Genomic DNA, 12,822 nt, shown 5'->3' on the forward strand with positions numbered 1-12,822 from the left:
TTGACTGACCCCTCAGCCATTCCGGGCGGTCACCCCATACCGTCTAAAGGGGCCTTTCAGACGGGGTTTGCAACTTGTCGTAACGAGCGACGACGGACCTCAGTACTTCGGCGGTGTCGTCAGCTCGGCTGCGCCACGAATGCTCCTTGACAGCGCTCTGACGGCCGCGGGCTCCCAGTCGAGCGGCTCTCTGGGGGTCGGCTGCGATGGACCGGACAGCCTCAGCCAGAGCGGGTACGTCCCCTGGAGGCACGAGTAGTCCACAGTCTGCATCTCGGATCGTTTCGGCCATGCCGGGCAGGTCAGATGCGATGACCGGGACTCCGCACGCCATGGACTCGAACATTTTCAGCGGCGCGAGACCGCTTGAGGTGTGGTCGCGTGTGCTCTTCTGTCCACGGTCCTGCGCCGAGGCCGCCATTGGGAGGAGGGAGGCCAAGGACCCTGCGACGAGCCCGGGAATCTCGGCGTAGGGACGTCGACCGAGGTAGACGACGTGAAGGCCGTCAGCTCTATGCTCGACCTCTTCGCGCATCTGCCCGTCGCCGGCAATCACCAACGCGACGTCGGAAGGCCAAGGGGCCGAGCTTGCCGCCTCCAAAGCGATCTCGATGCCCTGCCAGGGCGCGAGGGCTCCAAAGAAGACGACGTAGCGGTCGGGCAGGCCAGTGGGTGGCGCGGCGCCAGGTCGGAAGAGCTCGACGTCAGCACCGTTGGAGACCAGATGGCCCCCGTCGATACCGGCGTCGGCCCTGAGCCACTGCACTAGCTGCGGTGTGACGGTGATGACGGCATCGGCAGATCGCATCTGCACTCGATCTGCCCTCTCGACCCAAGATCGGATCCTGCGCAGCCCCGGCCAGGCGACCAGCGCGTCGTCGTGTGGTCCGTTGACTTCTTGGACAACTGGAGTTCGGATCAGTCTCGCGACGATGGCGGCTGGGAAGGCGGCGAAGTGCGAGCGCACATAAAAGGCATCGCTGCGGCTGAGCCCTGCCAGCGCCCGCCTTTGGATCTGTGCGAACTGTGCCAAGCGAGTGATGACGGAGGGCGGCTTTGGCCCATAGACCGGCTTGACAACTCGAACCGACCACCCACCGGCGGCCAGGCCGCGGACGATCTCATGCACGTGGGCATGTGCGGCTTGTCCCTCGTTCGTCGCCTGAAGCGTCAGGTAGGTCAGGCGCGGGGCAGGCGGCTCGTCTGACAACATGGACAGGTGACGGGCGAGATTCTGGAACCGCGTGGTTGGATCGAAGGTCGTGCGTGCCCATCGGGCAGCGCCTTCGTCGGGCTTGAGTCGCCCGGCGGCCCACTCCCGCGCCACCTTGGCCAACGCTCGACAGACGGCGTCCCTGTCTAATTCGACGTTGAGCGTGTGCTTTAGCGCCTGCGAATAGAGAACTGGACGCCCGAAGAGCAGCCCCTCGACCGCCGTGCCTCCAATGGAGTCGTGCTGAACGAGCCGCAACACGCATGTCGCTTGTGCATAGGCGGTAGCCGGGTCTTCGACCCATCCCAAGAAGTGAAGGTTGGGCGGAGGTTCCTCCACCCAACTTCCTGTGCCGCCCATGACCTCGAAGCGGACCTCGGGAAGTTGTCGAGCCGCAGCCACGATGATGGCACCACCGTAAAAGTCCGATCTCGAGTCCGGAACGTACGTCAGAACTGTGAACTGTGGCGGGAATGGTGGGAGCACGTCTGGCGCTTGCACCGTCCGCCAGGGAAATCCGACGACCGGTGCAGAGATCCCGGCCCGGGCGAGTTCTGACCGGAGGGGCTCCGAGCCTGAGAGGTGGTGGTCCACTCCCAGTGCGGGGGTCCGCCAAGCGGCCACCTGAGATCCCCGCGCGAGGTCTGAGGTGAGATGCAGGACGTCGCTGCCGATCCAGTAGCAGGCGGTTGTCGCTCCCCGACCGAAGAGTCTGAGTGCCCAGTCGAAGGCAAGTCCTCGCCACGTCCGTGCCCCAGGCCGGAAGCCCACTCGCACTAGGACGTCCGCCGCCTGCACTCGCGCCCATGTGGTCGGGCTGAGGGCCTCTCGCGCGGAGTCCAATGGCACACCCTCGACCCTGAAACCTACATCCTGCAAACCGGCTGAGAGTTTTCGAACCCAACCGCCTTGTCCGATCAGCACGTACTTGGGATGCATCTTCACAATTGCCTTCCGATCCTGACGCCGGGTGGTGGCTCGGTTTCTGGATCTGCCGACTCGGCGCCGTCGTTCTTGGCGAGTGTCGAACCGCGAAACAGCGAGGACTGGACGGTGAGTATGACGCAGACCCAGGCGAGTGAGCTGGCTGCGGGGCTGTCCATGGGACTGGCGGTGTAGGAGAAGATTGCGAGAGCGGCCGCGACGAGCATTAGCTTCCATGCTTGGTGAATCGCTCGCGGCAGGACGATGAACGGTGATGCCAACGCGAGTACGTAGGCACACACCAACAGCAGACCCCCCTGGAGGTAGTAGCTGACGAACTGGTTGTCGATCGAGCCGCCAAACTTGAGCTGCGGCGGCCCAAGCGTTCCGAACACATAGTCCTTGACGAAATCGTTGGCCCGTTCCCATCCGACGTAGCGCCCAGATAGGTTGGCGTCTTCACTCGCGCCCGCTCCTGTGAGAACGCCCAGCCCTGAGTTGAAGCGGTTCACGGCTCCAGCCTCGACAAGCCTGGAAAAGCCCCCGAAAAGGGCCACAAGGCCCGCAGTGACAGCAGCCAGCGCCATCGCGACGAGGCTCAACTTGGCGGTTCGCGGCCGAAGGAGGTTCGCCACCATCATCGTGAGGAGAAGGAGGGCGAAAGCCAGCCATGCCGTTCTGGATTGGGAGGCAAAGACGCCGATGGTGCCAAGCCCTATCGCGATCGCCCTTCGTCGTCCCTGCAGGTAAAGCGCACCAAAGATGACCGCCAGAACACTCCACAACCCGAACTCGTTCGGGTTCACGAACAAGCCTGTGCTCCGCGACGAGATCACGTAGGACTCGCTGTACGCCGCCTGGGTCTCGGCGTCCCAGTTGAGGGCGGAGCTCCACAGCCCTGCAGGCATAACTCCGACGCGCGCGAGCAGCTGTCCTAGTCCATAGACGCCCTGCCCCACCACGGCGATGAAGACAGGTCCCCGAAGGTCGACCTGCCATCGCGATGCCGCCGTCCCGAGCACCAGGATGGAGACGGGGACCAGAACGACAACGAAGCCGTAGAGGGCTCGCAACTCGTAATCCCCGACGAGCACTCCGATGAAAGGCAGCAACACCAAGAGGGTGAACAGCGGCCCGACCGTGGAAAGGAAGAGTCCCTTGGCCTGGGGGCCGTCGACTCGGATCTTGAGCGTGAACCAGAGGAGCGCCGATAGCCCCAAGAACATCATCTCGGGCAGGCTCACTGCTCCGCGGCCGCCCGTCGACGCGGCAACGGTCAGCCGCTGCCCGAACAAAAGGTAGAACGCCAAGCTGGCCGCCGTGAGGCGGGTCAGGAAGATGCGCATGGTGTCCCCAGCCCTTCCTCCGGACGGGACCGTGGGGCCGGGCACGTCAGCAGTGATCGGACCACCGCGTCAGGTCGGAACGCCTCCGCAACCCATTGCCGGGCCTCACGACCGTACTGCTCTGCAGTCTCCGGGTCATCAATGAGGGTGCGCAAGGCCTTCGCCAGGGCGTCAGGCTCTTGACGACGCACGAGCAGACCCGTGCGTCCGGACAGGACGCTGTCCACCGAGCCCGTTGCGTCAGTGGTGACCGTGGGAATCTCCATAGCGCTCGCCTCTAGGACGACATTGGGAAAACCTTCCCGTAACGTCGGCAAAACGTGCACGTCCATGAGCGAGAAGTATGGGCGGATATCTTCCACTGCCCCGACCGCTACTACGCAGCCCCCGATTGTCGCCAACTTCTCTAGATAGTCATCGGAGTCTGCCTCGTCCTGCGGTCCAACTACCAGGAGCTGAACCTGGGAGCCAGCGTCGGCCAGCTCCGCCATGGCGTCTAAAAGAGTCTGGATCCCCTTGTCGTGGGTCAACCGACCAACGAAGCCCACGATAGGCCTCGTCAGATCTAGCCCCAGGCCTTGCGCGAGGTCTGGGTCGGGAGGGCCGGGTTGGAAGTGCGAGCAGTCGACCCCGTGGCTGCTCGCAGGCAATGTCTGCCTGAGTTTGTGTTCGGGCGCGAGACGCAGCTCGCGGTAGCGCGCCGCTAGGGACGGGGAGTTGGCCACAACCTCGGTTGCGGCGCTCGTCGTGGCACGTTCGACGGCCGCCAGCAGGCGCCGACGGTTTCCGCGGGCTCCTTCCAGCCTCAGGCCCACCGCGGAGTAGAGCCGGCGAGGTACACCCGTGGCCCTACCGGCCATCATGCTCAGCAGGCTGGCCTTGGGTGTGGCAGCCACGATGAGCTGTGGTCTCTCTGCCAGGCAGAGCCGCATCCACTTCGCAAGCGCACAGACGTCTGCCCACAGGGAGATCTCGCGCGTCATGCGCAGTTCCCGTGTCCGAACTCCTAGGTCTCGACGCAGGTTCTCGAGTCCTTGTCCTGGGGACGATACGACACAGACGTCATAGCCGTCCGACTGGAGTTGTCTAACTAGCTCTCGATGGAATTTGTCCGCCGACAACGCGATCGTGGTCGTCACTAGAGCCCGTCGCGGTCTCATCCTTGATCTCATTGCTCTTCAGAGGCTCGACAAGGACACCAGCGACACTATCGAGCCACTGCGCGCTGACTCAATACACGCTTCGGCAACCTTCACTGTCTCGAGGCCCTGCCGCATGGTGACGATGTCCGCCTCCACGCCGTTAATCGCGTCGCGAAACTGCTCGTGCTCGACTCGGAGTGGCTCGGGCTTGGCGATCGCATACCGGATCATGTCGCCTTCAGACACACCTCGGAACTGCGCGATCTCTTCGCGGACGACCTTCACAGAGCCGTTGGCGTAGAACGTGAGGTCTGCTGTGAGTGTGTCCGCCACGAAGGCCCCGCGCTCGCCCGTGATGGTGGTCACCCGTTCCTTGAGGGGCGACAGCCAGTTGACGAGGTGGTTCGTCACCGTCCCGTCCCGAAGCATGCCGGTCGCCGCAACGAGGTCCTCGTGCTCACGCCCACTGCGATATGCGACGTTGGCGCTGATGCGGACGAACTCCTGCTGCGTCACCCACGCGGTGAGGTCGACGTCATGGGTAGCCAGGTCCTTGACCACGCCGACGTCCGCGATCCGCGCGGGAAACGGTCCTTGCCTGCGGGTCGCCACCTGGTAGACCCGGCCGAGCTCGCCGGCCTCGATGCGGGCCCTCGCGCTCTGCAGTGCGGGGTTGTAGCGCTCGATGTGGCCGACAGCGCCCACGAGACCAGCACGTTCGAACGCATCCGCGAGGCGCTGCGCGGAAGCCACATCCGGAGCCAAGGGCTTCTCGATGAGGGCATGCACGCCGGCATCGGCAAGGGCGAGGCCGATCTCCTCGTGATACGCGGTGGGAACGGCGACGACGCAGTAGTCCACCCCCGCGCGGATGATGTCTTCAACTCCCCTGAGGACCGGTCGGTCACCCGACACGCCATGGGGATCGCCACCGGGGTCTGCGACTGCGACAAGCTCCACGCCGTCGAGCGAGGACAGGACCCGAGCGTGATGACGACCCATCATCCCGAGACCGATGAGTCCAGCTCGGAGGATTGACATCAGACACCCGCCTTCGCAAGGGCGTTCACGCCGGTCACGATGCGTTCCAGATCACGGGGGGTGAGCGACGGATGGACGGGGAGCGACAGGCACTGCTCGGCCGCCTTCTCGGTCTCCGGCAGGTCCACGTCGACGCTGAAGGGGGCGAGGCGATGGTTCGGCACCGGATAGAACATGCCCGACCCCACGTTGTGCTCCTCTCGCAGGGCTCGGGACAGGCCGTCCCGGACCTCAGGCACCCGCACGGTGTACTGATGGAAGACGTGCACTGCGCCGTCGGCCACGGTCGGGGTGATCACGCCTTCGAGGTTCTCGGTCAAGAAGGCAGCATTGCTTCGGCGTGCCTCGTTCCAGGCGTCGACCTTCGTCAGTTGGACACGGCCGATGGCCGCGTGGATGTCGGTCATGCGGTTGTTCAAGCCCACGACCTCGTTGTGGTACTGCCTCTCCATGCCCTGGTTGCGGTAGAGACGCATGAGGCGCTCAATCTCGGGGTTGGCCACGGACACCATTCCGCCCTCACCAGACGTCATGTTCTTCGTGGGATACAGGGAGAACATGGCGAACGAGCCGAAGGCCCCGACGGGGGTGCCATGCAGTGAGGCACCATGCGCCTGAGCGGCGTCCTCGAAGACCTGGATGCCGTGGCGCCGGGCAATCTCCAGCAGTCGGTCCATCTTCGCCGGATGGCCGTAGAGGTGCACGGGCATGACGCCCACGGTTCGCTCCGTGATGGCGGCTTCGACGGCGGCAGGCGAGAGGCAGAAGTCATCGGCGTCGATGTCGGCGAAGACGGGCGTCGCGCCGGTCAGCGCGACGGAGTTCGCCGTCGCCGCGAACGTGAAGGACGGGACGATGACCTCGTCGCCGGGGCCGACGCCGCATGACAGCAGCCCCAAGTGCTGGCCCGAGGTGCCGGAGTTCACCGCCACGCAGGGACGACCAAGCCGGAAGTGATCCGCGAACTCCTGTTCGAAGGCGGCGACCTCAGGGCCTTGAGCGATCATGCCCGAGCGCAGCACGCGGTCAACGGCGCCGCGCTCATCGTCGCCGATGATCGGCTTGGCGGGCGGGATGAACTCCATGGTGTTCCCTGTCATGTGGTGGTCAGGCCTTTGCCGATGGTGAGTAGGTCGGCGTCCGGGAAGGAATCCGGGGACAGCATGTTGCGACCGTCGACAATGACCCGGACGTCGGGCACGTCGTCGGCAGTCAGGGACTGGTATTCCGTGTGGTCCGTCTGCAGGATGGCGACGTCGACGGGTGTGCCCAGCGTGTGTGGTGTGAAACCGAGTGCGATGAGCTCGGCGTCGCTGTACATCGGGTCGTGCACCGTGACGACGGCACCCTCTGCACGCAAGGACTCGACCGTCCCGAAGACTCCTGAGAAAGCCGTCTCCTTCACCCCGCCCCGGTAGCTCGCTCCGAGGACCAGCGCCCGGGCTCCGGTGAGATCCCCGAAAGCACCTCGTGCCAGGCCCACGGCGTAGGCGGGCATCGCGGCGTTCGCCTCACGGGCCGCACGCACCACGCTGGCGTCCCCGTCGTTCCACAGGTAGAGACGTGGATAGACCGGGATGCAGTGTCCGCCGACGGCGATGCCGGGGCGGTGGAGGTGGCTGTACGGCTGGGAGTTGGAGGCTTCGATCACCTGGTAGACGTCGATACCGGCCTTCTGTGCGTAGACCGCGAACTGGTTGGCCAGGCCGATGTTGACGTCCCGGTAGGTCGTCTCGGCCAGCTTGGCCATCTCGGCGGCCTCGGCGGAGCCGAGGTCCCAGACCCCGTTGCCGCGCTCGAGGTCAGGTCGCTCGTCGAACTCCAGCACGGACTCATAGAAGGCGATGGCCGCCTTCGCCCCCTCGGGGGAGAGGGCTCCGACCAGCTTGGGGTACTTGCGGAGGTCGGCGAAGACGCGCCCCGTGAGAACGCGCTCGGGGGAGAAGACGAGGTGGAAGTCAACCCCCTCCGTGAGCCCAGAGCCTTGCTCGAGCATCGGCTTCCACCGGTCACGTGTGGTGCCTACGGGGAGTGTCGTCTCGAAGGCGACGAGGGTGCCAGGACGGAGTCCCTTCGCGATGTCGCGCGTGGCTGAGTCCATCCAGCCGAAGTCCGGGACGCCCTCGACATCCACGAAGAGGGGCACCACGACCACGACGGCGTCGCTCTGGCGCACCGCCGCAGTGGTGTCGGTGGTGGCGACCAGCCGTCCGCCCGCCACGACCTCCTTGAGCTTCTGCTGCAGGTGTGCCTCGCCCGGAAAGGGCTCTGAACCCGCTTTGACGAGCTCTACGGTCGATGCATTGACATCGGCGCCGAGGACGTCGTGGCCCATCGAGGCGAACTGCACTGCCAAGGGCAGGCCGATCTTGCCGAGTCCGACGGTCGTGATCTTCACGTGGAGGTTCCTCTGATCTGCTTCGTGGTCAACGGCTGGTGGCGGTGAGGACGCCGTCGGATTCGACGTACGTCTCCCCGGTCTTCGGACAACGCCACAGGTCAGCGTCCGGCTCGAGAGGGACGCCCGCTCGTCCCACCCATCGAATCCGGCGTGCAGGCACCCCGGCGACGAGCGCGAAGTCAGGCACGTCTTTGGTGACGACCGCTCCGGCGGCCACCATCGCCCAGCTGCCGATCGTCACTGGCGCCACGCAGACTGCACGGGCTCCGATGGAGGCACCGCGACGGACCGTCACGCCGACTGCTTCCCAGTCCGACCCGGTCTTCACCGCGCCGTCAGGGTCAACGGCCCGCGGAAAGTGGTCGTTGGTGAAGACCACCGCGGGACCGATGAAGACGCCGTCCTCGATCATCGCAGGCTCGTAGACCAGGGCGTAGTTCTGGACCTTGCAGCCGTCGCCCATGGTGACGCCGGCGCCGACGTAGGCGCCGCGGCCGATGATGCAGTTGGCGCCGATCTGCGCGGCCTCGCGTACCTGGGCGAGGTGCCAGATCTTCGAGCCGTCACCCACCGTTGCGTCGGCAGCGACGTCGGCGCTGTCGTGCACGAACATCAAGAACCTCGTCTACGTCGGAAGTGGCACCGTGAGTCTACGGGCACGTCACGACGAACCCGACATTACGCGCTGAAGGTCGCCAGTCCAGCCCGCCAGTCGGCGAGGGGGGCGACTTCAGCACGCTCTAGGCTGTCGTGCGACAGGACGCTCCACGCCGGCCGGGGCGCCGGCCGCGGGAAGGCGTCGGTCGTCGTCGGGAGCACTCGCGCGGGGTCGAGCCCGCTCAGCTCGAAGACGGCCCGCGCCAGCCCGAACCACGTGGTCTGCCCGCTCGACGTGCCGTGGTGGATGCCATATGGGGCGTCGGCGGCGATGAGACGCACGACGAGGTCGGCGAGGTCGACGGTCCACGTCGGCTGGCCCACCTGGTCGTCGACGACCGACACGGTCTCCCGCTCGCCGGCGAGCTGCAGGATCGTCGACACGAAGTTCGGGCCGGCGGCTCCGTAGAGCCACGCGGTCCGCACCACCCACGACTCGGGACAGAGGGCCCGGACAGCCCACTCGCCGGCGGCCTTGGTGCGGCCGTAGGCCGAGCGCGGTGCAAGCGGGTGGTCCACCGCATACGGCTCGGTGGCCGTCCCATCGAAGACGTAGTCCGTCGAGAGGTGGACGAGGCGCGCACCGGCTCGCGAGGACGCCCGGGCCACGTTGGCGGCTCCGACAGCGTTCACCGCGAACGCGCTCGGCTCGTCCGTCTCGGCGGCGTCGACGGCCGTGTAGGCGGCGGTGTTGACGACGAGGTCGTGCCCGTCGATCGCGGCCACGCACTGGGACGGGTCGGTGACGTCGAGGTCCGCTCGGTCCATGGCCGTGACGACCCAACCCGCCCGACGCAGGGCGGGGACCACGTCGTGTCCGAGCATGCCGCCCGCGCCCGTGACGAGCGCCCGGCCGGCGCCGGCCGCGACGCTCATCGCCCGAGTCTCGCGTAGGTGCGCTCGGACTCGACCTTGGCGGCCTCCCACCAGTCGCGGTGGGCGGCGTACCACTCGATCGTCGCCTCGAGGCCGGCGCGCACGTCGCCGTAGCGCGGCCTCCAGTCCGTCTCGCGCCGCAGCTTCGTCGCGTCGATGGCGTAGCGGAGGTCGTGGCCGGGTCGGTCGTCGACGTGCTCGAACCAGTCGTCCGGCTTGCCGAGCAGCTCGAGGATCATCCCGACGATCTCGAGGTTGTCGCGCTCGCCGTCGGCGCCGATGAGGTAGGTCTCGCCGAGGCGGCCCTGCTCGAGGATCGCGATGACGGCGTCGTTGTGGTCGTCGACGTGGATCCAGTCGCGCACGTTGAGCCCCGAGCCGTAGACCTTGGGGCGGATGCCGTCGAGGACGTTCGTGACCTGGCGCGGGATGAACTTCTCGACGTGCTGGCGCGGGCCGTAGTTGTTCGAGCAGTTGGAGACGGTGGCCCTGATGCCGAACGACCGGATCCAGGCCCGTACGAGCAGGTCGGCCCCGGCCTTGGTGGCCGAGTAGGGGGAGGAGGGGTTGACCGGCGTCGACTCCGTGAAGCGCTCGTGGTCGTCGAGCTTGAGGTCGCCGTAGACCTCGTCGGTCGAGATGTGGTGCAGACGCTTCTCGTGCCGCCGGATCGCCTCGAGCAGGGTGAAGGTGCCGACGACGTTGGACTCGACGAAGGGCCACGGTGAGTCGAGGCTGTTGTCGTTGTGCGACTCGGCGGCGAAGTGGACGACGACGTCGTGGTCGGCGACGAGCCGGTCGACGAGCGGCGCGTCGGCGACGGAGCCCTCGACGAGCTCGACCGAGCCGTCACCGCCGAGGTCCGCGAGGACCGGCGCGAGCGAGCGGCGGTTGGCGGCATACGTCATCGAGTCGATGACGGTCAGGCCCCAGTCGGGCCGCACCTCGCGGGCGCGCAGGACGAAGTTCGATCCGATGAAGCCGGCTCCGCCGGTCACGAGCACCCGCATGAGGCCGAGGGTAACCAAGCGCGGGCGACTTCACGGCCACCAGCCGTTCTCGCGGGCTCGATATGCTGCCCGGCGTGAAGATCTCGGTCATCGGATGCGGATATCTCGGAGCGGTGCACGCGGCGTGCATGGCCGACTTCGGCCACGACGTCGTTGGCGTCGACATCGACGAGGCGAAGGTGGCCAAGCTCGCGGCCGGCGTGCCGTCGTTCCACGAGCCCGGCCTGGAGCCGCTGCTGCGCCAGGGCGTCGCGGACGGCTCGCTGCGCTTCACGACCGACAAGACGGCCCTGGCCGGTGCCCGGGTCCACTTCATCGCGGTCGGCACCCCCCAGCGCGGCGGCAGCTACGCCGCCGACATGAGCTACGTGTGGAGCGCCGTCGAGGACATCATCGCCAACGCGACTCCGTCGTCCGACGGCCCCATCGTCGTGGTCGGCAAGTCGACCGTCCCCGTCGGCACGGCCCAGGGCGTCGCCGACCGCCTCGCGGAGGCGGGCGTGGACGCCGTCGTCGTCTGGAACCCGGAGTTCCTCCGCGAGGGGTATGCCGTCCAGGACACCCAGCGCCCCGACCGCGTGGTCTACGGCCTGCCCGACGACCGCGACCGCGGCGAGATCGGCCGCGCCGTCGTCGACGAGGTCTACGCCCCGATCATCGCGGCCGGCATCCCGCGGCTGCTCGTCAACTACCCGACGGCCGAGCTCGTCAAGGTCGCCGCCAACTCCTTCCTCGCCACGAAGATCTCCTTCATCAACTCGATGGCCGAGCTGTGCGACGCGTCCGGAGCGGACGTCTCGCGTCTCGCCGAGGCCATCGGCCACGACGACCGCATCGGCTCGAAGTTCCTCCAGGCGGGCATCGGATTCGGCGGTGGCTGCCTGCCCAAGGACATCCGCGCCTTCATGGCCCGCGCCGGCGAGCTCGGCGTCGACCAGTCGCTGACCTTCCTGCGCGAGGTCGACTCGATCAACATGCGCCGGCGCGACCACGCGGTCGACCTGGCGTCCGAGATGGCCGGCGGCCGTCTCGTCGGCGTCAAGGTCGCCGTCCTCGGCCTCACCTTCAAGCCTGACAGTGACGACGTGCGGGACTCACCGGCGCTCGACATCGCCGGCCGCCTGTGGGGGCGCGGCGCCAACGTCGTCGCCACGGACCCCGCGGGCACGGAAGCCGTGCGCCTGGCCCGGCCGGACCTCCACATCGTGGACTCGGTGCAGGAGGCGCTGAGCGGCGCCGATCTCGTCATGCTCCTCACGGCGTGGCAGGACTACGTGCATCTAGACCCGGCCCACGCCAAGACGCTCGTGGCGACCCCGCGGATCATCGACGGGCGCAACGTGCTCGACCCGCACGCGTGGACGGACGCGGGCTGGGACTACCGGGGCATGGGGCGACGATCCAGCTCGATCTGGTGAGGTCGCGGCGTAGCCTCGGCACCGGCTGTCAGGTTCCTGAGACAAACCCGCCAATGCGGCCGTTTGGCCACGTGCGTCACAGGAGCGACATCTAGGATCGAGTCTCACCCGACCACGCCGAGAGAAACATGAGGGCATGATGCCCGGGGATACCCCTCGCGACCGCGGCATCCTTTTCGTCTGCACCGGCAACATCTGTCGGTCGCCCTATGCCGAGCGGCGCCTGCGTCAGCTGCTCCCGAGTGCCGCCGTGCCGATCACGAGCGCCGGTACCGGCGCCGTCGTCGGCTCAGACATCGAGCCCCAGACCAGCGAGCAGCTGCGACGCCTCGGCGCGGACGTCACTGACTTCGCGGCGCGGTCTGTCACCCCGCAGATCCTCGACGGGTCGGAGCTGGTCCTGACCTTGACTCGCGCCCACCGGGGCGACGTGGCGCGCCTCCACCCTGCGGCGATGCGCCGGATCTTCGCCCTCGGCGACTTCGCCGACCTGTGCCGCTCGTCCCAGCTGTGGCGGCCGATCGTCCCGACCCACCCGTGGCTGCCGCAGGTCGTCGCCGAGGCCTCCGCCGCCCGCGGCACCGTCGCGCCGCACGAGGCGGGAGACGTCGACGTGGTCGACCCCTACGGACGCTCCGCGAAGACGCACACGGAGGCCTTCGACCGCATCGAGGAATTCCTCGCCGTCGTCGTGGCCGCGCTCGGCACGGTCGCCGCCTCCTCCAGGGCACAGTCCCTGGGCTGAGACGCAGAGAAGGACCCCGTGACCGGATGGTCACGGGGTCCTTCTCTGC

General features: G+C 67.2%; 11 protein-coding genes. 2 read left to right on the top strand and 9 right to left on the bottom strand.

Features of this window, described 5'->3' with window-relative positions; translation table 11 throughout:
- Positions 1-43: 43 nt before the first annotated feature.
- The 9 genes from NR112_RS09565 to rfbB form a co-directional block, all read right to left on the bottom strand.
- Positions 44-1,807 (bottom strand): glycosyltransferase family 4 protein, encoded by a 1,764-nt coding sequence (locus NR112_RS09565; RefSeq protein WP_256793811.1) that lies wholly within the window; start codon positions 1,805-1,807, stop codon positions 44-46.
- Positions 1,808-2,154: 347 nt separating this feature from the next.
- Positions 2,155-3,483, bottom strand: coding sequence for an O-antigen ligase family protein (locus tag NR112_RS09570; RefSeq protein ID WP_256793812.1), 1,329 nt, complete (start codon positions 3,481-3,483; stop codon positions 2,155-2,157).
- Positions 3,468-4,655, bottom strand: coding sequence for a glycosyltransferase family 4 protein (locus tag NR112_RS09575; protein ID WP_306216942.1), 1,188 nt, complete (start codon positions 4,653-4,655; stop codon positions 3,468-3,470). Before NR112_RS09575 ends, NR112_RS09570 begins: the two co-directional genes overlap by 16 nt.
- 6 nt (positions 4,656-4,661) lie before the next feature.
- Positions 4,662-5,666, bottom strand: coding sequence for a Gfo/Idh/MocA family protein (locus NR112_RS09580; protein ID WP_256793814.1), 1,005 nt, complete (start codon positions 5,664-5,666; stop codon positions 4,662-4,664).
- Positions 5,666-6,751, bottom strand: coding sequence for a DegT/DnrJ/EryC1/StrS aminotransferase family protein (locus NR112_RS09585; protein WP_256793815.1), 1,086 nt, complete (start codon positions 6,749-6,751; stop codon positions 5,666-5,668). The genes NR112_RS09580 and NR112_RS09585 overlap by 1 nt, the downstream gene beginning before the upstream one ends.
- Before the next feature lie 11 nt (positions 6,752-6,762).
- The gene (locus tag NR112_RS09590) at positions 6,763-8,064 is read right to left on the bottom strand and encodes a nucleotide sugar dehydrogenase (protein WP_256793816.1); all 1,302 of its coding nucleotides are present in this window, start codon (positions 8,062-8,064) and stop codon (positions 6,763-6,765) included.
- Positions 8,065-8,092: 28 nt separating this feature from the next.
- Positions 8,093-8,680, bottom strand: a complete 588-nt coding sequence (locus NR112_RS09595; RefSeq protein ID WP_256793818.1) for an acyltransferase — start codon at positions 8,678-8,680, stop codon at positions 8,093-8,095.
- 65 nt (positions 8,681-8,745) lie between these two features.
- On the bottom strand, positions 8,746-9,600 hold the full coding sequence (rfbD, locus tag NR112_RS09600; RefSeq protein ID WP_256793821.1) for a dTDP-4-dehydrorhamnose reductase: 855 nt from the start codon (positions 9,598-9,600) through the stop codon (positions 8,746-8,748).
- The gene (gene rfbB, locus NR112_RS09605; RefSeq protein ID WP_256793823.1) at positions 9,597-10,610 is read right to left on the bottom strand and encodes a dTDP-glucose 4,6-dehydratase; all 1,014 of its coding nucleotides are present in this window, start codon (positions 10,608-10,610) and stop codon (positions 9,597-9,599) included. The genes rfbD and rfbB overlap by 4 nt, the downstream gene beginning before the upstream one ends.
- A gap of 74 nt (positions 10,611-10,684) precedes the next feature.
- On the opposite strand from rfbB, the gene NR112_RS09610 reads away from it, so the two are divergent.
- Positions 10,685-12,028 (top strand): UDP-glucose/GDP-mannose dehydrogenase family protein, encoded by a 1,344-nt coding sequence (locus tag NR112_RS09610; RefSeq protein ID WP_256793825.1) that lies wholly within the window; start codon positions 10,685-10,687, stop codon positions 12,026-12,028.
- Between the two features lie 136 nt (positions 12,029-12,164).
- Positions 12,165-12,773: a low molecular weight phosphatase family protein gene (locus NR112_RS09615; RefSeq protein WP_306216944.1), complete on the top strand. Its 609-nt coding sequence runs from the start codon at positions 12,165-12,167 to the stop codon at positions 12,771-12,773.
- The last annotated feature ends 49 nt before the right edge of the window (positions 12,774-12,822 follow it).

It is taken from the genome of Terrabacter sp. Ter38 (assembly GCF_024519435.1).
In the GTDB taxonomy this organism is placed as follows: Bacteria; Actinomycetota; Actinomycetes; order Actinomycetales; family Dermatophilaceae; genus Terrabacter.